The organism is Rhizobium sp. TRM95796 (genome assembly GCF_025779995.1).
Taxonomy (GTDB): Bacteria; Pseudomonadota; Alphaproteobacteria; order Rhizobiales; family Rhizobiaceae; genus Rhizobium_E.
Genome location: NZ_JAOXHE010000001.1, coordinates 270,813 through 290,969, shown reverse-complemented (window position 1 = coordinate 290,969; position 20,157 = coordinate 270,813). Strand labels below are relative to the sequence as shown.

General features: G+C 63.9%; 22 protein-coding genes. 7 read left to right on the top strand and 15 right to left on the bottom strand.

Annotated features, from left to right (window positions below; translation table 11 throughout):
• Window positions 1–40 precede the first annotated feature (40 nt).
• The 6 genes from OCK01_RS01470 to crcB all read right to left on the bottom strand — a co-directional run bounded on the left by OCK01_RS01470 (window position 41) and on the right by crcB (window position 5,105).
• A complete protein-coding gene (locus tag OCK01_RS01470; protein WP_263822379.1) occupies window positions 41–946 on the bottom strand; it encodes a hypothetical protein in 906 nt (301 codons plus the stop codon).
• Between the two features lie 94 nt (window positions 947–1,040).
• Window positions 1,041–2,228, bottom strand: a complete 1,188-nt coding sequence (locus tag OCK01_RS01465) for a GH12 family glycosyl hydrolase domain-containing protein (protein ID WP_263822378.1) — start codon at window positions 2,226–2,228, stop codon at window positions 1,041–1,043.
• Complete coding sequence (locus OCK01_RS01460; protein WP_263822377.1) at window positions 2,228–3,064, bottom strand: ATP12 family chaperone protein; 837 nt, start codon at window positions 3,062–3,064, stop codon at window positions 2,228–2,230. Before OCK01_RS01460 ends, OCK01_RS01465 begins: the two co-directional genes overlap by 1 nt.
• Entirely contained in the window at window positions 3,057–3,707 is a 651-nt protein-coding gene (locus OCK01_RS01455; RefSeq protein ID WP_263822376.1) for an HAD-IA family hydrolase, read from the bottom strand. Before OCK01_RS01455 ends, OCK01_RS01460 begins: the two co-directional genes overlap by 8 nt.
• A gap of 3 nt (window positions 3,708–3,710) precedes the next feature.
• Window positions 3,711–4,700 (bottom strand): RluA family pseudouridine synthase, encoded by a 990-nt coding sequence (locus tag OCK01_RS01450; protein WP_263822375.1) that lies wholly within the window; start codon window positions 4,698–4,700, stop codon window positions 3,711–3,713.
• A gap of 27 nt (window positions 4,701–4,727) precedes the next feature.
• Complete coding sequence (gene crcB, locus OCK01_RS01445; RefSeq protein ID WP_263822374.1) at window positions 4,728–5,105, bottom strand: fluoride efflux transporter CrcB; 378 nt, start codon at window positions 5,103–5,105, stop codon at window positions 4,728–4,730.
• Window positions 5,106–5,217: 112 nt separating this feature from the next.
• Between crcB and OCK01_RS01440 the strand changes: the two genes are divergently transcribed.
• Together OCK01_RS01440 and OCK01_RS01435 are read left to right on the top strand one after the other, a co-directional pair.
• The gene (locus OCK01_RS01440; RefSeq protein WP_182826115.1) at window positions 5,218–5,517 is read left to right on the top strand and encodes a nucleotidyltransferase family protein; all 300 of its coding nucleotides are present in this window, start codon (window positions 5,218–5,220) and stop codon (window positions 5,515–5,517) included.
• Between the two features lie 26 nt (window positions 5,518–5,543).
• Window positions 5,544–5,876 (top strand): DUF86 domain-containing protein, encoded by a 333-nt coding sequence (locus OCK01_RS01435; protein ID WP_263822373.1) that lies wholly within the window; start codon window positions 5,544–5,546, stop codon window positions 5,874–5,876.
• On the opposite strand, the gene OCK01_RS01430 is transcribed toward OCK01_RS01435, so the two are convergent.
• The 4 genes from OCK01_RS01430 to OCK01_RS01415 all read right to left on the bottom strand — a co-directional run bounded on the left by OCK01_RS01430 (window position 5,873) and on the right by OCK01_RS01415 (window position 9,063).
• Window positions 5,873–6,331: a YaiI/YqxD family protein gene (locus OCK01_RS01430; protein ID WP_182826117.1), complete on the bottom strand. Its 459-nt coding sequence runs from the start codon at window positions 6,329–6,331 to the stop codon at window positions 5,873–5,875. The genes OCK01_RS01435 and OCK01_RS01430 overlap by 4 nt on opposite strands.
• Before the next feature lie 26 nt (window positions 6,332–6,357).
• Window positions 6,358–6,846, bottom strand: a complete 489-nt coding sequence (locus OCK01_RS01425) for a hypothetical protein (protein WP_263822372.1) — start codon at window positions 6,844–6,846, stop codon at window positions 6,358–6,360.
• Window positions 6,847–6,885: 39 nt separating this feature from the next.
• On the bottom strand, window positions 6,886–7,896 hold the full coding sequence (locus OCK01_RS01420) for a P1 family peptidase (RefSeq protein ID WP_263822371.1): 1,011 nt from the start codon (window positions 7,894–7,896) through the stop codon (window positions 6,886–6,888).
• A gap of 93 nt (window positions 7,897–7,989) precedes the next feature.
• Window positions 7,990–9,063, bottom strand: coding sequence for an ABC transporter substrate-binding protein (locus OCK01_RS01415; protein ID WP_263822370.1), 1,074 nt, complete (start codon window positions 9,061–9,063; stop codon window positions 7,990–7,992).
• A 170-nt stretch (window positions 9,064–9,233) separates the two neighbouring features.
• Between OCK01_RS01415 and OCK01_RS01410 the strand changes: the two genes are divergently transcribed.
• Genes OCK01_RS01410 through OCK01_RS01390 form a run of 5 tightly spaced genes read left to right on the top strand, consistent with a single transcriptional unit; the run spans window position 9,234 to window position 12,929 of the window.
• Complete coding sequence (locus OCK01_RS01410; RefSeq protein ID WP_263823142.1) at window positions 9,234–9,683, top strand: flavin reductase; 450 nt, start codon at window positions 9,234–9,236, stop codon at window positions 9,681–9,683.
• A 51-nt stretch (window positions 9,684–9,734) separates the two neighbouring features.
• Window positions 9,735–10,655 (top strand): AAA family ATPase, encoded by a 921-nt coding sequence (locus OCK01_RS01405; protein ID WP_263822369.1) that lies wholly within the window; start codon window positions 9,735–9,737, stop codon window positions 10,653–10,655.
• Between the two features lie 8 nt (window positions 10,656–10,663).
• Window positions 10,664–11,923, top strand: a complete 1,260-nt coding sequence (locus OCK01_RS01400) for a vWA domain-containing protein (RefSeq protein ID WP_263822368.1) — start codon at window positions 10,664–10,666, stop codon at window positions 11,921–11,923.
• Window positions 11,924–11,928: 5 nt separating this feature from the next.
• Window positions 11,929–12,243, top strand: coding sequence for an XdhC family protein (locus OCK01_RS01395; protein WP_263822367.1), 315 nt, complete (start codon window positions 11,929–11,931; stop codon window positions 12,241–12,243).
• Entirely contained in the window at window positions 12,243–12,929 is a 687-nt protein-coding gene (locus OCK01_RS01390) for an XdhC family protein (RefSeq protein WP_263822366.1), read from the top strand. Before OCK01_RS01395 ends, OCK01_RS01390 begins: the two co-directional genes overlap by 1 nt.
• 68 nt (window positions 12,930–12,997) lie before the next feature.
• Here the strand turns inward: OCK01_RS01390 and rpmG are convergent, their stop codons facing one another.
• The 5 genes from rpmG to topA form a co-directional block, all read right to left on the bottom strand.
• The gene (gene rpmG, locus OCK01_RS01385; protein WP_137153468.1) at window positions 12,998–13,165 is read right to left on the bottom strand and encodes a 50S ribosomal protein L33; all 168 of its coding nucleotides are present in this window, start codon (window positions 13,163–13,165) and stop codon (window positions 12,998–13,000) included.
• 89 nt (window positions 13,166–13,254) lie between these two features.
• On the bottom strand, window positions 13,255–14,430 hold the full coding sequence (locus tag OCK01_RS01380; RefSeq protein WP_263822365.1) for an MFS transporter: 1,176 nt from the start codon (window positions 14,428–14,430) through the stop codon (window positions 13,255–13,257).
• A 135-nt stretch (window positions 14,431–14,565) separates the two neighbouring features.
• Entirely contained in the window at window positions 14,566–15,000 is a 435-nt protein-coding gene (locus tag OCK01_RS01375) for a DUF983 domain-containing protein (RefSeq protein WP_182826130.1), read from the bottom strand.
• Window positions 15,001–15,022: 22 nt separating this feature from the next.
• Window positions 15,023–17,281, bottom strand: a complete 2,259-nt coding sequence (rnr, locus tag OCK01_RS01370) for a ribonuclease R (RefSeq protein ID WP_263823141.1) — start codon at window positions 17,279–17,281, stop codon at window positions 15,023–15,025.
• A 68-nt stretch (window positions 17,282–17,349) separates the two neighbouring features.
• Window positions 17,350–20,061, bottom strand: coding sequence for a type I DNA topoisomerase (gene topA, locus OCK01_RS01365; RefSeq protein ID WP_263822364.1), 2,712 nt, complete (start codon window positions 20,059–20,061; stop codon window positions 17,350–17,352).
• Window positions 20,062–20,157 lie beyond the last annotated feature (96 nt).

Sequence of the window (20,157 nt, the reverse complement as noted above, 5' to 3'; positions counted from 1 at the left end):
AGACCGGGCTTTTTTCGTATGGCGTCTCACCTGTCTGAGCTCAGCATTTCTTCTCCAGCGTTTCCACGCAGGGCTCGCGATCGTCCGCCGGCGCAGGCGCAGATTGTTGGTTGGTCGCCGGTGTCGTCTGCGGCGCGGCCTCGGCCTGGGCGCCGATTTCCGGCGACGCCGGCGCTTCCGACTTCTTCGGCATGATCACGACCTTCGCCTTGGCGCCGTCTTCCACGGTGGCTGGGGCGGCGGCGTCCGGCTGCGCGGCGTCGTTCAAGCCGGCCTGCGGCACCTTCGCCGGGGTCGCCTGTCCCGCGACGGGGGTTTTGGAGTTCAACAGCGGATCCTGATCCGCGCCGACCACGGGCGCGTTTTTCAGAGGAATGACGACCGGCTTATAGTCTTGCTCGGCGGCCGGCTGCGTTTGTTGTTCGGTCGTCGGCAGGGACGGACGAATCTGCGTCGACAGACGGGGGTCATGGGTCAGGCGCTTGACGATCGGCGGTTGGTTCAGGCGATATTCGTAGCGCAGCCGCGCCGCGATGGCTTCCGCCGCCGCCCAGTTCGCTGCGCGCCGGTCGACCGACAGGCTGAGCACAAGGTAGCTGCGGACATGGACGGGATGACCCGACACGACATCGCTCAGCATCACCGAAATTTCGGTTTGCGTCTGCAATCCATCCTCGGTCGGCACCTGCTGGACGCCGACGACATGCACCGTCATCACCGCCCTCGGCATCGGGGTCGGGCGGACGGTTGCGGCGATCGCGTCGTCGAGCCGGTCCTGGATGGCGCTCATCAGCTTCTTCGGCGATCCTGCGTTGCCGGTGACCAGCGCGGCGCGGACCTCGTAAATCTGTGTCGCTTCCGGCAGGCTTTTTGGTCTGGTACCGCAGGCGGTCAGAAGCAGGCCAGCCGCAAAGATGACGACCACGCGCAGAAAAAGCCCCAGCATCGTTCGAATCCCCCATAAGCAAGTGCTTAAGCGACCATGAACGTTTATGGTTAGCGGGGAGTTAACGAGAGCGGCAAGGAGGCAAAACAGCCGATCAGACGATGTGGAAATCATCCGCTTGCAGCGTCGGGGTGTTGGACAATACCCCGATCAGTCGCCGGCCATTCGCTGCGCCGTCCCCGTCCGCGTCGTAAAAGAGCGCGCCGGTCTCGCGGATATAAAGTATCCGCGTCGCGTCTCCGAAAACCTTGCCTTGCCTGAATTCCCCGGCATCCAGTTCGCCCTTGCCGAGGGCCGCGAAGACATCGGCGTCCAGCTCGATCCGATCGTGATCCGAGCTGAAGTCGCGAACGGTGTCGATCTCTTTGCCGATATGATCGAAGACGAAGACGTCTTTGCCGCCGCCGCCGGACAGCAGGTCGGCACCGGCGCCGCCGTCGAGATAATCGTCGCCGCCCCGACCATGCAGCCGGTCGTCGCCGCCTTTGCCGAACAGGCGGTCCCGGCCTCCGTCGCCTTTGAGCAGATCGGCGCCGGCGCTTGCGTCATAGGTCGAAAAGCGGTGCTCCACGCTGTCGAGCGTGACGCGCCCCTTTCCGCGGACGATTTCCGCGCCGATTTCATATCCGGAGACGAAGTCGCTTTCCTTCACCAATCCGTGGCCGATCAGTTCGGTCAGCACGTCGCGCATGTCGATGCTGGCCCGGAGAGCGTCCTTGTCGGGGATAAGGGCGATATAGCGCCAGGTCTGGTCGTTTTCGCCCGCCTGGAAATCGCCGTAGGTGACGATCGTGTAGTCGACGCCGCGATTGACATAGTGTCCGACGACCGATGCGGGGTCGATGTCGAACTCATAGGCATGCGCCCAGACCATCAATTCGGTGGTGATCGTCTGGCTGCCGCCGAGCTCCTTGTCGGTCAGCCACAAATCATAGGCGACATTGAAGTTCCGGGGCTGCCCGTCGATCGTGATGTCATGTGAGAGTACGAAATTCTTGACATCCGAAATCCGGCTGCTCAGGCTGTCAGGCCGCTGCGCGGGCGTCAGTGAAGCGTCCCATGGCTTGTAGCCGACGATGAGCTCGGGATACGCCAGTACATCATCCGAAGAAGACGGCCAGTTCCAGGCGAAAGTGATGTCACGGCTGAGATCGGAGGGATCGTATGTAACGGTCTGGCGGTAGTCGACGCCGGACTGGAGATCGCCCTTGTTCCAGACATTGTTGCTGACCTCACGGTCGCCGAGCCTGTAGGCGTCCCAATCCCGCGCCAGTTTCGCCATCACGGATCCGTCGTCTCGTTGGCCTGATGCTGATGCATGGCGCCGAACAGATCGGCTGCAGTCTTCATCTCGACCCAGCGGGCCTTGCGACGGGCTTCCGCTTCCGCGTCAGCTCCCCATTGCGCGATGTTGAAGTCTTCATCGACATGGGCGGCGGTCCAGGCGGCCTCGGCGTCGAGGCGACCCTTGGCGAAAGCGAGAGCGAGAAGCGCCGAGCCGGTGAGGGTGGTGATCGTGTGCAGGGCGGCGAGCGCCAGCGGATGGCGATGATCGGCCAAGGCACTGCGATAAGCGTCGAGCGCCTCGGGCGGCTGCTCCTGATGCATGACGCCGGCGACGAGGATGAAACGCGCGCCGAGATCGTCTGCCGCCCAGAACAAGACGGGATCCCAATGCGCCGCCTGGAGATTTGCGAGCCGCTCCGGATGTTCTGCGCGATAGCAGACGAGATCCGTGCCGGCGAAGGAGACGATGTCCTCCGCAACCGCATCGATCTCGCGCGCTATGCCGTCGATGGCGGTGTTGGCGAGACGGGTCGCCGGCATTTTCGCAGGGTTGATCTCTTCGCCCTGAGCGCGCCATTCCGCGGCGACGATCCCGGCCGCGGCCGCCGTCGGCAGGACGAGCGCCGATTTCATCGGCGTCTTGACCGGCCGGCCGTCGAGCAGGATCTGATGACCGCCCTCGGTCTGTTGCACCGACACGTCCTTGTAGAAGCGCTTCGGCAGCGGCCGCTTCATCTGGATTTGCGCCCGTCGGGTCGGGTCTTCATCGGACAGGACCGGCGCGGCGAGGTCGCTGAAAATGTCGCGTAGCGATTGATCGTCTTCAGACATGAGCCAGGATCTCCAAGGGGGCATGAAGCACGGCGTCGGCGCCGGCGTCCCAGAGAGCGTCGACCGCACAATAGCCCCAGGACACGCCGAGCGCTTTCGCGCCGGCGGCTTTCGCCATGCCTATATCGTAAATGGAATCGCCGATGACAATGGTCTCGGAAGCGTCGATACCGGCTTCCGCGCAGCATTCGAGCACCATGGCGGGATGCGGCTTGGAAGGGCAATCATCCGCCGTGCGCGACACGAAGAAGGTCTTCTCAAAACCATGCGATTCAATGATCAGGTTCAGCCCGCGCCGCGACTTGCCGGTGACGGCGCCGAGCAGCAGATCCTCGCGCGCCGACAGCGTCGCCATCACATGGGCGATGTCGTCGAACAGCGGCTCCTGGAAATGCGGCAGAGCACGGACATCGCCATAGATCGCCTTGTAATGCGCAGTCATCGCCGCCACGCGCTCGTCGATATGCTCCTGGCCCATGATGCGGGCGATGGCGCTGTCGAGCGTGACGCCGATGATCGCCTTCGTCGCCTCATAGGTCGGCTCGGGCATGTCGTGATGCACGAAGGTGCGGACCATGACTTCGTGGATGAGGCGGCCGCTGTCGACCAGCGTGCCGTCGCAATCAAACAGGACAAGTTTCAAGGCTCATTCCCCGTAATCGTCGCCGTTGCCTTCCTCGAAGCCGAGCAGGTTCCAGGTCTGGACCATATGCGGGGGAAGGGGGGCGGTCACGCGCAGGCGGCCGCCGTCGGGATGCGGAATGTCGATATGGCGGGCATGCAGATGCAGCTTGTTCTGCACGCCGCCCGGGAAATCCCAGCCTTGTTCGGCCTCGAAATATTTGGGATCGCCGATGATCGGATGGCCGATATGGGCGGCATGGACGCGCAGCTGGTGGGTGCGGCCGGTATAGGGCTCCATTTCCAACCAGGTCAGGCGCTGGGCGGCGTGTTCGCGGACACGGTAGTAGGAGACCGCGTGATCGGCGCCGTCGTCGCCATGCTTGGCGACGCGCATGCGGTCGCCGTCCGGCGTCTGTTCCTTCACCAGCCAGGTCGAAATCTTGCCTTCATGCGGCTTGGGCATGCCCTTGACCAGCGCCCAATAGGTCTTTTTGGTGTCGCGCTCGCGGAAGGCGCCGGTCAGCGCCTGCGCTGCGCCGCGGGTCCGGGCGATCACCAGCACGCCGGTCGTGTCGCGGTCGAGGCGGTGGCAGAGGCGGGGCTTTTCGCCGCGCGGGCTGGTCCAGGCCTCCAGCATCTTGTCGACATTGCGCACCACGCCCGAGCCGCCTTGGACCGGCAGGCCATGCGGCTTGTTGAGCACGATGACTTTCTTGTCTTCATACAGCACCATGCGCGACAGGAGCTCGTGATCGCTGGAATGCGAGAGCTCCTTGCCCGACAGGGGCTTGCCCTTCTTCTCGTCGACATCGAGCGGCGGCACGCGCACCGTCTGGCCGGCCTGGACGCGGGTGTCGGATTTCACCCTACCGCCATCAATGCGGATCTGGCCGGAGCGCAGGAGCTTCTGCAGCGGGCCGAAGCCCAGTCCGGGATAATGAACCTTGAACCAGCGATCGAGCCGCATGCCCGCTTCGTCTGTTTCCACCTGTTTATGCTCTACGCCAGCCATCGTCTCAATTTTCCTTTTCGGCAGGCTTTAGAGCAAAGCGCGTCCGAGCGCCAGCCCCGCGAAAACCGCGGCAATCGAGATCACCAGCGTCGCCGCCACATAGGCGAAGGCGAGCCCGAGATCGCCGCGCTCGAACAGGGTGGCGAAATCGAGCGAGAAAGACGACAGCGTCGTGAAGCCGCCCATGACGCCGGTGACCAGGAACAACCGCATCTCCATGGAGGCGCTGAGCCTGCGCGCGATCAATTCCACCAGAAGGCCGATAGCGAAGGAGCCGACGATGTTGACGACCATCGTGCCCCAGGGGAAGCTCGGGCCGAACAGGCGGGTGGTCAAAACGCCGGTGAGATAGCGGGCGACGGAGCCGAGCGCGCCGCCGAGCGCGACGAGGAGGATGGGGAGCATGGTGATCCTCTCACTGCGGGATGATCGATATGTCCTCACGTCGCATGGCCGATGGGGAGTGTCAAATCGGCGCTGGATGACTTTTCAGTCTATAGGCGCTACATTGTGAGGCATGAACAGAGATGTCGTGATCGAGAAGCTGAAAGCGCTGGAGCCGAGACTGAGAAATCTCGGCGTCGGCGGGCTTTATCTCTTTGGCTCCGTCGCCCGCGATGAAGCCGGACCGGCATCGGATATCGATCTTTTCATCGACAAAAGCGATCCATCGCGCTTCGGATTTACCGAATTCATGGCGTCCTATGACATTCTGGCCGAAATAGCTCCTCGTGAGAGCCTGTCATACACGACGCGAGAGGGACTTGTAGACTTCTACCGAGCGGACATCGAAGCGACGGCGATCAAGGTGTTCTAGTGATCAGTAGGAACCCGCTACTCCGATTGAAACATATAGAGTTTCATATCGCGAGCGTCATTGAGGCTCTGGAGGGGAAGACGGTCGACGATTACGCAGGGTCATATCTGCTCGAGCGCGCGACTGAGCGTGCAATTTCAATCATCTCAGAAGCTGCCAAGCTCTTGTCGCCGGAGTTGCGCGACCAATATTCGTCTGTTCCGTGGATGCAGATCATCGGCATCGGAAATTTGCTGCGGCACGAGTATGAGCGGGTCGACACGATGATCATGTGGGACATAGCCCGGAACCACCTACCACCGATGCTGATCACGATAAGGCAGATGATTGCAGCCTTGGATGAAGCCGATCCCGCCTAAACGGCCGCCTTCGCCCGCCGGCACAGTTTCTCCAGCGTTTCCAGAAAGGCCGAGCGATCCCGGGGCGAGAAGGCGGCGTTGTAGCCCTTGCTTTCGCCAGTTTCACGCAGATGCTGGCCGAGATCGCGCATGGCGGAGGCCATGCCGATATTGGTTTGATCGAAGACCCGGCCGGTCGGGCCGGTCACATGCGCGCCCTTGGCGACGCAGCGCACGGCGAGCGGCACGTCGGCGGTGATGACGATGTCGTTGGTTTTGACCTCGTCGGCGATCCAGTTGTCGGCGGCGTCGAAACCGTTGGACACGATAATGTTGCGCACAAGCGGATCTCGCGACGGGCGCAGGCCGGAATTGGCGACCAGCGTCACCCTCAGGCCATGCCGTTCGGCGACTTTCAGGATTTCGGGCTTCACCGGGCAGGCGTCGGCGTCGACATAGATTTCGATCGTGGACAAGAGAGTTCCGTTATGAGTGATGGGGGTCAGGGTTTGGGCGGCGCCGGCGCCTGGGCGCGCGGCTTGGACTCCACTTTCGTGGTTGCCGTCTTGGTTTTGGCCGATGCGCGCGCGCCGTCTTTCGGCGTCCAGGTCTCATAGGCGACGCGATCGACGTTCTCATAGGTCCATGCGCCGCTCCAACTGCCGTCCCCCTGTTCGGAATAGACGGCGAGGCCGACATCCTTGCCGCTGCGAAACAGGATCGAAATCGCCGTATCGCTTTCCGAGGCCGGCGCGGGGGTGAAGACGCCATCGATCATGGATCCACCGATGCCGGTGCCGGTGAATTTGGTCGAACCGACGACCCAGTTCGCCCTATAGGTTTCGCCGTTGCGCGTGACGGTGATTTTCCCCTGATACGCCCCCGATCCGTCGGCATTGCCGCCATTCACCAGCCACGAGCCGGTGGGATCGGCCAACGCCGGCGCGGCGCACGCAGCGGCGAGAAGGAGACCTGTAAGCCAGGCGCGCATGGACGGCTCCGTGAATCGCGTTTTCAAGCAGGAAGACTATCAGGCGCGGGCGCGGTCCGTCCACACCGGCAGGAGATCGCCGTCCATCGGTTCGGCGCAATGGACGCCGCGGGCGATGGCGCGGGCCATGACGGCTGCGGCTGCGGCCGACAGCGCCACGAAATCCATCAGCTCTGGTCGGCGCCCGGATGCGCCTGTCGCCAGCGTGAAGACGATGTCGCCGTCAAACGGCGTATGCGAAGGCCAGAGCGCATGGGCGAAACCGTCATGCGCCGCCATCGCCAGCCGCTTGGCTTCGGCCTTTGTCAGGATAGCGTCGGTGGCGATTACGGCGATGGTGGTGTTGGCGTCTTTCGGTTGGCCCATATCCATCTTGGTGAAGATCTTGGTGGCGTCGTCCGGCAGTCGCGGCGGCATGCCCAGCCCGCCGAATTCGCCGTCGAGCTCGAAGGCGGCGGCGCGGAAATAGGGCGTGGCGCCGAAGGTGGCGGAACCCAGCGCATTGACGGCGGCGAGAGCGCCGACGGTAAAGCCACCCGGCAGAATGGCGGAGGCCGAACCGAGCCCGCCCTTGAGCCCCGCCGTCAGCGCGCCAGCGCCGGCGCCGACCGAGCCGAGGTCGAACTCGACCGAAGCTGAGAGCGCCGCCTCGCAGCCGAGATCGCGATAGGGCGAGTGGCGTCCCCAGCTCTTGTCGCCGCCGTTCAGGAGGTCGAACAGGATGGCGGCGGGCACGATCGGCACTTTGACCGGACCGACCGCAAAGCCGCGGCCTTTTTCACGCAGAGCCGATTGCACGCCGGAGGCGGCGTCGAGGCCGAAGGCCGAGCCGCCCGACAGCGTGATGGCGTCCACCTCCTGAACCGTGTTGTGCGGCTCCAGGAGATCCGTTTCGCGTGTTCCAGGCGCGCCGCCCATCACATGCGCGGCTGCAACCGCCGGCCGGTCGCAAAGGATGGCGGTGACGCCGGATTTCAGCCGGGCGTCCGTCGCATGCCCGATCTTAAGGCCGGCGACGTCGGTGATGAGATTGCGCAAACCCGCTTTCATAGACATCTCCGGGAGTTGGAGGCGGCGGCTCAGAGAATGAGTCACCAGGTTGAGACTTTGAGTCCGCCTGCGGGCACAAGCCTCTGACGCGACTTACTCCACCGTCACGGCCGGCTCGAAGCGCTCACCCGTCCAGCGCATCAGCGTGAAGGGATTGGTCTCCAGTTCATGGCTCTTGGTGAAACTGACTAGCCCTATGGCGGTGTCGAACGGCGTGTCGACAAGCGCTTCGGCGAGGTCGGCGCCGCTGTTGGCGGAAATTTCGGCGGCGTCGATAGCGATGGTCACGGCCGCCGCCGCGGGCAGGGCGTAGCCATCGGCAGACTGCCCGGTAGCTGCCAGCGCCTCGACGATCGCCTTGGCGTCCGGCTGCTCGGTCCAGTCCGGCGTCGTCACGGCGAGGACGCCTGATTCCAGCGGCGCATCCATATCCACGGCGTTCAAGGCGTCGCCGCCGAGGAAGACCAGCGGCAGGCCCGCTTTCTTGGCGTCGCGCGCGATCACCGCCATGTCCGCGCGATCGGCGGCGGCGAAAACATGGGTGACGCTGGCTTTGGCAAGCCGCCGCATCAGCTGCGTCTGCACTTCCTGGGCGGGGCGGAACGTATCGGTGAATGTCGGCTTCAGCCCTTGCGTCTCCAGCGCATTACGCACCCATTCGGCGGTGTCGCGGCTGGTGATCGTGCCGTCGTCGAGAAGGGCGAAGGGCTTGTCGGCCCAGTAGCGGCGAATGGTTTCAGTGATGCGCTCGCGTTCGGCCTGCGGACCCGGCGCGAGACGGAAGAGCGGCCAGCCATGCCTGAGCGCGTCTTCCATGGGGATGGGCGCGCGGATGCCGATGGTGATCACCGGGATCTTCGCTTCGGATAGGGGCGCGAGCGATCCGTCGAGCGAGTCCGTGCAGAGAAAGCCCACCGCCGCCTGGACGCCGGCCGCCTTGATCATGTCGGCGAGTTTCGGGCCGGAGCCGTCCTCGCAACTCTCGCTCAGCATCACCAGTTCGGCTCTGTCGCCGGCTGCGGCGTTCGCTCCGCGCCGCGCCTGATCGCCCAGCAGTCCCAGCGCGTCGCCCTCTGGCGCCACGACGGCGATCTTGATCGGCGCGGACAGCGCTGAAGACGCGAAGGCCGCGACGAGGGCGGCGAGGAGGAACGGCTTGATCGACATAGGTTTTCGTCCCCTGGGGATGAATGCGCATCAAAAGCCGTATTGGCGCAATTTCGCAAGCGCCTATCGCGTCGCTTCGAACTTTTTCAATCCTTCACCTGTATATAGCCTGTCACCAAACAAATGAAGGCGGGAAGACATTGGTCGAATCCAAACTCTATCGCGACGCCATGGCGCGTTATGCCGGACATGTGCAGATCGTCACCACGGCGTTCAACGGCGAGAGACGCGGCGTGGCGGTCACGGCGGCCTGCTCTGTGTCGGATGCGCCGCCGACGGTGCTCGTCTGCCTCAACCACAACAATGAGAAGAACAAGATCTTTTTCGACAGCGGCGTCTTCGCGCTGAATTCGCTCGCCGCCCATCACCAGCCGCTAAGCCATGCGTTTTCCGGTCTGGAAAAGCTGACCATGGACGAGCGCTTCGCAAAGGCCGAGTGGGACGTGCTGGCCACCGGCGCGCCGGCGCTCAAGGATGCTGTGGCGACCTATGATTGCCGCATCGCGCAGATGATTCCTTACACGACCCATACGATTTTGATCGGCGAAGTCGCATCCCTGCGACTGGGCGGGCAGGATGCCGCGCTCGTCTATATGGACCGTGCCTATCATTCGCTGTAGTCTGGCGCGGACGGATGCCCGCGCGACCGCGGGTCGAGAGGAGTTCGCCTGATGGTCCAGACCGCGCTGCCCGCTTCGATCGACGAAACGCTGCGGCTTCTGGAAGGTCAGGATTATCTGGCAGGGCGGTCGCTCGCCACCGTGCTCTATCTCGCGCTGAAGCTCAGGCGTCCCTTGTTTCTCGAAGGCGACGCCGGCGTCGGCAAGACCGAAATCGCCAAGGTGCTGGCCAAGGGGCTTGGTCGCGAACTCATCCGGCTGCAATGCTATGAGGGGCTCGACGTCTCCTCCGCCGTCTATGAATGGAATTACCCGGCCCAGATGCTGGATATCAGGCTGGCCGAAGCGGAGGGCGTCACCGATCGCGGACGGCTCGAAAAAGATCTGTTTTCGGAAAAGCACCTGATCCGCCGCCCGGTGCTGCAGGCTCTATCCAATGCCTCTGGCGCGGCGCCCGTCTTCTTGATCGACGAACTCGACCGCACCGACGAGGCTTTCGAAGCCTTCCTGCTAGAAATCCTCTCCGATTATCAGGTGACGATCCCGGAATTCGGCACAATCAAAGCCGCCGAGCCGCCGCTCGTCATCATCACCACCAACCGCACCCGCGAAGTGCATGACGCGCTCAAGCGCCGCTGCCTTTATCACTGGGTGGATTACCCCAGCGCGTCACTGGAACTCGCCATCGTCAGGCGCAAGGTCCCCGGTTGCAACGAGCGGCTGGCCTCCGAAATCGTCGGCTATGTGCAGCGGCTGCGGACGCTGGACCTGTTCAAGAATCCTGGCATCGCCGAGACGATCGACTGGGCCACCGCGCTGACCGAACTCGATCGCGTCGCCCTCGATCCGGAAACGATTTCCGACACGGTCGGCGCGCTGCTCAAATATCAGGAAGACATCGCCCGCATTCAGGGCAGCGAGGGGCGCCAGGCGCTCGACGCCGTCAAGGCCGAACTGTTGGCGGCGGGCTAGGCGAGGCCATGATCGAGGGTCGTTCGAGCGTTCAGGACGGTTTCGTCGTTCCCCCGGTCGCGCCGGGCGCAGGCCGCTTCGCCGACAATATCGTGCATTTCTCGCGGGCGCTGCGTCGGGCCGGCCTGAAGATCGGGCCGGGCGCGGTGATCGACGCCATTGAGGCGGCGGAGGCGATCGGCGTCGGCTCCCGCGACGAATTCCACACGGCGCTATCGGCCACGCTGGTGAAGCGGCATGAGGACATGGCCGTCTTCGACGAAGTCTTCGAGATTTTCTGGCGGCCGCGCGATTTCGAGGGCAAGCTGATCCAGATGCTGTCGCGCATGACGCCGGATCTGGGCGAGAAGCAAAAGCCTCGGCCGGCGCAGGCGCGCGCCACAGATGCGCTCTATGCCGAGCGGCCGGAGCAGACGCGGGAGCGGCAGGAGATCGAGATCGATTCCCGCTTCTCCGTCTCCGAGCGGGAAACCTTCCGGCAGATGGATTTCGCCCAGATGAGCGCCGTCGAGCTGCGCGAGGCGCGGATTGCGCTGGCCAAACTGACGCTGCCGATGGACGAGGTTCTGACCCGGCGCTACGAGCCCTCCAAGCGTCCCGCCCGCTTCGACGCCCGCGCCACGCTGCGGGCGGCCATGCGCACCGGCGGCGACCTGATGCTGCCGAAATGGCGCAAACGCCGGCGGGTGCAGCCGCCCCTGGTGGTGCTCGCCGATATCTCCGGCTCGATGAGTCAGTATTCGCGCATCTTCCTGCATTTCATGCATGTGCTGACCGAGCGCCGCAAGCGGGTGCATACGTTCGTGTTTGGCACGCGGCTGACCAACGTCACGCGCGCCATGCGTCACCGCGATCCCGACGAGGCGGTGGCGCTCTGCCTCGGCTCGGTCAAGGACTGGTCGGGCGGCACCCGTATCGGCGAGACGCTCAAGGAATTCAACCGTCGCTGGGCGCGCCGGGTTCTGGGGCAGGGCGCGACCGTTCTGCTGATCACCGACGGGCTGGAGCGCGACGACGCCGCACTCTTGGCCCAGGAGACCGACCGGCTGCATCGCTCCTGCCGGCGGCTGATCTGGCTCAATCCGCTCCTGCGCTTCGAAGGTTTCGAGGCGCGGGCGCGCGGCGTGATCGCCATGGCCGCCCATGTCGACGAACTCCGCGCCGTGCACAATCTGGACGCCATCGGCGATCTCGCCAAAGCGCTGTCTGGCGCTCACGCGCGTGACGCCGATCCGCGCCGGTTTCTTCCCGAAAGACGAAAGGACTGAAAGCCATGCCGCTTGATCCGCTCGATATCGCCGAGGCCTGGACCGGAGAGGGCCGCAGCGTGGCGCTCGCCACCGTCATCGAAACCTGGGGCTCGGCGCCGCGACCGGTGGGATCGCATCTGGTCATCGACGCCGACGGCAATTTTGAGGGCTCGGTGTCCGGTGGCTGCGTCGAGGGCGCCGTCATCTCCGAGGCTCTTGAGGTGATTGAATCAGGCGCGCCGAAGATGCTGGAATTCGGCGTCGCCGACGAGACCGCCTGGCGCGTGGGGCTGTCCTGCGGCGGCCGCATCGCGGTCTATGTGGAAAGGATCGCCTGATGAAGCGCGCGGATCTCGTCCGGTTGAACGCGCTGAGGGCGGAGCGGCGCGCGTCCATCTATGTCGCCGATCTCGATCAGGGTGGCGGGCGGTTGATTGCGGAGGGAGAGGTTGTCGACGACAGTCTCGCCGCAGCCGTCAGGACGGCCTTTCTCAGCGGCAAGTCGGCGCAGGTCGAGATCGACGGAAAGCGTTTGTTCCTCAATGTCCAGGTTCCGCCGCCGCGCATCGTCGCCATCGGCGCCGTTCACATCACTCAGGCTTTGGCGCCGATGGCGGCCATTGCAGGCTTTGATTTGAGCGTCATCGATCCGCGCACCGCGTTTGCGACGCCGGAAAGGTTCGAGGGCGTCAATCTTGTCGCCGATTGGCCAGAGGATGTGTTGGATGCGCGGTCGCTTGACGCCTATACGGCGCTGATCGCGGTGACGCATGATCCGAAGATCGACGACTATCCCATCGCGGCGGGCTTGAAGGCCGGCTGCTTCTATGTCGGCGCGCTCGGCAGCCGCAAGACGCATGCAAAGCGGGTGGAGCGGTTGTTGGCGCTTGGCCTGACCGAGGATCAGATCGCCCGCATCAATGCGCCCATCGGGCTCGATATCGGCGCAATCAGCCCGGCAGAAATCGCGGTGTCGGTTCTGGGCGCGGTCATCCAGGCCTTCCGACGTCGCGACATCCGCTGATCAGCACAAACAAAAAGCGCGTCAGCCGGTGGGCGACGCGCTCTCATTCCGGAACCGGAAGACCAAGACTACTTGATCTTGGTTTCCTTGAACTCGACGTGCTTGCGCACGACCGGGTCATACTTGGTCTTGACCATCTTCTCGGTGAAGGTGCGGCTGTTCTTGGTGGTCACGTAGAACGTGCCGGTGTCAGCCGTCGAGAGAAGCTTGATCTTGATGGTGGTTGCTTTCGCCATGGTCGTACTGCCCTTAAAAAGTTGACGCCGTGAAAACCGGTGAGGCCACGGCGAAATCTGGCGCGAAACTACGCATAAAGCCTGGAAAGTCAAGTCCGGCGCGGATGAAAAATCAGGCGGTAGAGAGCGAAGACCACGAAGACCACGAAGAAGGCCGTCAAAGTCCAGGCGAAACCATCGGTTCCGCCGAGATCCATGCCCGCGCCGATCGCCGCCGGACCGGCCACCGTGCCGACCGCATAGAAGAAAATGAAGGCCGCGTTGGCCGCCGCCAGATCCGACCCCGAGAATCGCTGGCCGATGAGACTCAGCCCGACGGTGTAGAGACCGGCGACCACCCCGCCCCAGATCAGCAGCAATATGGCGAGTTTGACCCAGGAGGACGAGGCATGCGGCAGCAGGAAGGCGCCGATGAGACCGATCACGCCCATGGTCAGAAGCAAGAGGCGGCGGTCGCGAATGCGGTCCGCCATCAGTCCGATCGGGATCTGCAGCGCCACATTGCCGATCGCCATCACCGTCAGCAGCGTGCTCGCCTGGGATTCGGTGAAGCCCAAACGCGTCGCATAGACCGGAAGCAAAGCCAGCCCGCCCGCTTCGACCGCGCCGAAGACGAACACTCCCATGATGGCGGTCGGCACGGCGAATGTATAGCGCAGGAAATGCTGGCGCGGCTTCTCGTCGAGATAGGGGCTTTCCTTGCGCGCGATGAAGATCGGGATCGCGGCCAGCGTGATCACCAGCGCGCCGATCACGAAGGGCAGCACGCCCTGCGTTCCGACCAGCGAGAAGATCGCCGTGCCGCCGGCGAAGCCCATGGACAAGACCGTGGCGTAGACGCCGAGCACGAAACCGCGTTTCGACGGCGGCGCCGCATGGTTGATCCAGAATTCCGACAGAATGAACAGCGTGGTCGTTGCGCCGTGGAAGACGATGCGCAGCGGAAACCAGGCCCAGAAATTCTCGATATAGTAGAAGCCGAGCGAACTGATCGCGGCGACGAAAACCGCCCAGATCATGGTGGTCGCCACGCCGTAATCATGGGCGAGCTTGGTGGTGATCGGGGCCGCGATCATCGCGGCGATGCCGGCGGTGGCGGTGTTCAGGCCGTTCAGCGACGAGGGAATTCCACGCTGTTCGAGCAGCAACGACAAGAGAGGAAGCCCGAGACCGATGGCGATGCCCACGGCGGAGATGGACGCAATCGCAGCGATCAGCGAAGGCCAATGGATCGCCTCGCTCTCGCCTCCCAAGGGTTCACTCATGCAAACTTCACTTTCAAGGGCTCGATTCCTGCTCGCTGCGCACACGCATGTCTCGCCGGCGGCTCCAGACAGTTAGACGGCTCAGGGCCGGATTTCAAAGCCTGGACGCGCATTTTCCGGTAATTTTTAAAGATGTCAGGATTCGGGCTTCGGTTCTTCTCCACCGAATCCGTGCATACGCGCGCCCCATTGCAGTCCGATGACAGCGCCCTTGATGGGCTGGATGGTCGTCAACGCCAACAGCAGGGTCACCGGCGTCCAGATGGCCAGATGCGTCCAGTTGGACGCCGGCCAGACGAGATCGGTCATCATGAAGCCGCCGACCACGATATGGCCGACGACGACGATGGAGAGATAGGCCGGCAGATCGTCGGCGCGCTGATGCGTCATGTCTTCGCCGCAGACCGAGCAGACGTCGACCGGTTTCAGATAGGCCTTGAACAGGCGACCTTGGCCGCAATGCGGGCAGCGGCAGAACAGGCCTCGCTTGACGGCGCCCCAGATGTCGCGCGGCGGGCGTTCGCTCGCCGGTGCATTGGTCCAGACTGCGCTGTCTTCGATCTCGGCCATGGGTCTCTCCTTGGGCTTTGGGTCACCGTCTCCCGCGAGGCGGTCTTGTGCCCGGCGTCTTGCGCGCCGGTTCGCGTCCGCGCTTACCCGATTTGTGGAAGGAGCGCGTGGCCGTCGGCATTTTGCGGCCTTCGCTCAGAATATCGAAACGCAGCGCTCCGGCAAGCGGAACCGCTTCGGCGAGCCTCACCCTCACGGGATCGCCCAGCCGGAAGCCGAGGCCGGATTTGTCCCCGGTCAGGGCCTGATGCGCCTCGTCGTAGATATAGTAGTCGCGGCCGATCGTAGATACGGGCACGAAGCCGTCGGCGCCATAGGCGGGCAGTGAGACAAATAGTCCCGACTTGGTGACGCCGGAAATGCGGCCGTCGAATTCCTCGCCGATGCGGCCGGCGAGATGATGGGCGATCAGCCGCTCGATCGTCTCGCGTTCGGCCGCCATGGCGCGGCGTTCGAAGGTGGAGATCTCGGCGGCGATATCCTCGAGCTGCTCTTCCTCCTCGGGCCGCAGCCCGCCCGCGCCGAGCCCGAGCGAGGCGACCAGCGCCCGGTGCACGATCAGGTCGGCATAGCGGCGGATCGGCGAGGTGAAATGGGCGTAGCGCAACAGGTTCAGGCCGAAATGACCCATATTGGCGGGGCTGTAGACGGCCTGGCTCTGCGAACGCAACACCATTTCGTTGACCATGGCCTGATAGGGCTTGCCGTCGGCCTTCTGGAGGATCGTATTGAAATTGTTGGAGCGCAACGCGCCGTGCGCCAGCGTGATGTCGAGGGTGACCAGGAACTGCCGGAGCGTTTCCTGCTTGGCCAAGGAAGGCTGATCATGGACGCGATAGATCAGCGGCTGTTTCTTGGTCTCCAAGGTCTCGGCGGCGCAGACATTGGCCTGGATCATCATCTCTTCGATGAGCTTGTGCGCGTCCAGCCGTTCCGGCACATAGACGCGATCGACCGTGCCGTCGGGCTTCAGGAGGATCTTGCGCTCGGGCATGTCGAGTTCGAGCGGCTGGCGACGGTCGCGGCCGTTCTTCAGGATCGCATAGGCGTCCCAGAGCGGCTTGAGGATCGGTTCCAGGAGCGGTCCGGTCTTGTCGTCCGGCGCGCCGTCGATCGCCGCCTGCGCCTGCTGATAGGAGAGCTTGGCGGCGCTGCGCATCATGATGCGATGGAAGGTGTGGCCCGCCTTGCGGCCTTCCTTGGAGAAGACCATGCGCACGGCCAGCGCCGGGCGGTCGACATTTTCCTTGAGGGAGCAGAGATCGTTGGAAATCCGCTCCGGCAGCATGGGAACGACGCGATCTGGGAAATAGACGGAGTTTCCGCGCTTCAGCGCCTCGCGATCGAGACCCGAAAAGGAGCGGACATAATAGGAGACGTCGGCGATGGCGACGACGACGATCACGCCGCCGGGATTGTCGGGCGAGGGATCGGGCTCGGCCCAGACGGCGTCGTCATGGTCTTTGGCGTCGGCGGGGTCGATGGTGATCAGCGGAAGCTGCCGCCAGTCGTCGCGGTCCTTCATGTCGGCGGGGCCGGCTTCGTCGGCCTCGCGCAGCACGACGTCCGGGAAAATGTGGGGAATGCCATGGGCGTGGATGGCGATCATCGAAATCGCCTTTTCCGAAGCGACCGAGCCGATCACCGAAACCACCTTGGCGCGCTGCAGGCCGAAGCGGCCGATCTTCAGCGTTTCGACCTCGACCAGATCGCCGTCCCTGGCGTCGCCGACGAAGGAGGGATCGACCTCGATCTCCATGCCGCGCTTTTCGATCGGCATGATGCGGCCGCCCGCGCCCTGGGAGCGAAACACGCCCAGCGCCGCGTTCTTGCGCTTGTCGATGATCTTGACGACGCGGGCCGTATAGGCCGGGCCGCCGCGATCCTTGTTGACGAAGATCTTGGCGACGACGCGGTCGCCGAGACCGGCCACCGGCGCTTTCGACTTCGACCGTTCGGAGGAGCGGCGGATCAGCACGGCGGGCGCCACGCCGTTCTCGTCGTCCCATTCTGCGGGCCGGGCGATCAGCTCGCCCGAGGAATCGCGCAGCGTGATGTCGAGCACGGTGACGGGCGGCAGCGAGCCGGGACGCATCAGCGTCTTGCGGTTCTTCTCCACCATACCGTCGTCCTCGAGCGAGCGCAGAAGCTCTTTCAGCTCAATGCGCTGCTCGCCCTTCAGGCCGAACGCCTTGGCGATATCACGCTTGGTGGCGAGATCGGGATTGTCCTGAATGAATTCGAGGAGAACCTCGCGCGTCGGCGCCACGCCCTGAATGATTGCGGAACGGCTGGTGGTTTTCTGATCCGGTTTGCCCGTCCGGGATCTCGGCGCCTTGGACACTGAGCTCAGCTCTCCTTCGATTTCGTCTTCGCAGCAGCCTTGGTCTTGGCCGCGCTGGTCTTGGCCGTCGCGGTCTTGGCGGCGGTCTTCGTCGTCTTGGCCTTCGCCGCTGCCTTCTTGGGCGTAGCGCCCTCGGCGTCCGCAGCGGCGGCCTTCTTCGCCGGCGCCTTCTTGGCGGCCGGCTTCTTGCCAACGCCCGCCTTGGCCGCGCGTTCCGCGATCAGGACCAGAGCCTGTTCGATCGTGACGCTTTGCGGATCCGTGCCCTTGGGAATGGTCGCGTTGACCTTTTCCCAATTGACGTAGGGACCGTATTTGCCGTCGCGGACGGTGATCTTGCCGCCGTCGGGATGGTCGCCGAGTTCCTTCAACGCCGCCGGCGTCGAGCGGCCGCGGCCCGGACCCTTGGCGGCCTTGTCGGCGATCACCGAGACGGCGCGGTTCAGCCCGATCGAGAAGACGTCCTCGACGCTTTCCAGATTGGCGTAGCCGCCGTCATGCAGCAGGAACGGTCCATAGCGGCCGATGCCGGCGGAGATCATCTTGCCGGTTTCGGGGTGTTGGCCGACATCGCGCGGCAGGTTGAGAAGCGCGAGCGCCTTTTCATGGTCCATGCTGTCGGGCGTCCAGCCCTTGGGCAGGCTGGCGCGCTTGGCCTCCTTGCCGTCGCCGCGCTGGACGTAAGGTCCGAAACGGCCCGAACGCAGCGAGATGTCCTCGCCGGTCATCGGATCGGCGCCGAAGGAAACGGGTTCGCTCGACACCGAGCCTTCGGCATCCGCCGCATCGGCCGACAATTGCCGGGTGAAATTGCAGTCCGGATAGTTGGAGCAGCCGATGAAGGCGCCGTAGCGGCCGAGCTTCAGCGACAATTTGCCGGTGCCGCAGACCTGACAGACGCGCGGATCGCCGCCATCGGCGCGAGCCGGGAACAGCAGCGGCGCGAGCGCCTCGTTCATGGCGTCGATGACGTCGGAGACGCGAAGCTCCTTGGTCTGTTCGATCTGGGCGAAGAACTCGTTCCAGAAATCGCGCAGCACGTCCTTCCAGTTCAGGTCGCCGGCGGAGATGCTGTCGAGCTTCTCTTCGAGCGAGGCGGTGAAATCATACTCCACATAACGGGTGAAGAAGTTTTCGAGGAAGGTTGTGACGATGCGGCCTTTGGCGTCCGGTACGAGCTTGCGCTTGTCGATCGCGACATAGCCGCGATCGCGCAGCGTCGCGAGGGTGGACGCATAGGTTGAGGGCCGGCCGATGCCGAGTTCTTCCATGCGCTTGATCAGCGTCGCTTCCGAATAGCGCGGCGGCGGCTCGGTGAAGTGCTGGCTGGCGTCGATCTTTTCCTTGGCGAGGCTCTCCTTGGCGCGGATATCCGGCAAGCGGCCGTCTTCCTCCTCGCCGGAATTGTCCTCGATCTCCTCGCGCTGATCGGTATAGGCGGCGATGAAGCCGTCGAACTTGATCACCGAACCGACGGCGCGAAGGCCGGCGACGCGTCCGGCGTTTTCCGCGATGATTTCGGCCGTGGTGCGCTCGATGTCGGCGCTCGCCATCTGGCTGGCGATGCCGCGCTTCCAGATCAGGTCATAGAGACGGAACTGGTCGGCGTCGAGGAACTTGCGCACGCTGTCCGGCGTGCGGGTGAAGTCGGTCGGGCGGATGGCTTCGTGCGCTTCTTGGGCGTTCTTGGCCTTGGTGGAATAGAGCCGCGCTTTGTCGGGCACGTAACGCGCGCCGAATTGCTGGCCGATCGCGCTGCGGGCCGCGTCGATCGCTTCCGGCGCCATCTGCACGCCGTCGGTACGCATATAGGTGATGAGACCGGCGACTTCGCCGCCGATATCCATGCCTTCATAGAGCTTCTGCGCCACCTGCATGGTGCGCGAGGCGGAGAAGCCGAGGCGGGAGGAGGCCGCCTGCTGCAGCGTCGAGGTGGTGAAGGGCGGCGAAGGATTGCGCTTGACGGGCTTGGCCTCGATGCTTTCGACGCGATAGGACGCGCCTTCCAGCATCGACTTCAGATCTTTCGCCTGGACGCCGTCGCCGATGGAGCGGGCCTGCAGCTTCTTGCCGTCGGCAGAGACCAGACGCGCCTCGAACGTATCGTTGCGCGGTGTCCGCAACAGCGCGACGATGTTCCAGTATTCCTCGGCCACGAAGCGTTCGATCTCGGCTTCGCGGTCGCAGACGAGCCGCAGCGCCACCGACTGCACGCGGCCTGCGGATTTCGCGCCGGGAAGCTTGCGCCACAGCACCGGCGACAGGTTGAAGCCGACGAGGTAATCGAGCGCGCGGCGGGCGAGATAGGCGTTGACGAGCGGCGCGTCGATATCGCGCGGCTCGGCCATCGCGTCGAGCACGGCCTTCTTGGTGATGGCGTTGAACACCACGCGCTTGACCGGCTTGTCGCCGATGACCTTCTTCTTCTTGAGAATGTCGAGAACGTGCCAGGAAATGGCTTCGCCTTCGCGATCCGGGTCGGTCGCGAGAAACAGTCCGTCGGACTTCTTCACCGCATCGGCGATTTCATTCAGCCGTTTCTGCGAGGCGGCGTCGACTTCCCAGCTCATCTCGAAGTCTTCGTCCGGGCGCACCGAGCCGTCCTTGGCAGGCAGGTCGCGCACATGGCCGAAAGAGGCGAGAACCTTGTAGTTCGAACCGAGATATTTGTTGATCGTCTTTGCCTTCGCAGGCGATTCCACCACCACTACATTCATTATCGACATTCCGCCTGACGGCTTCAGATTGTGGTTTTGTTGACCCTTTCGCCGCTTGCGAGAGGGAAATCTTGCTGGCTTGGCGTCCAGACTTCG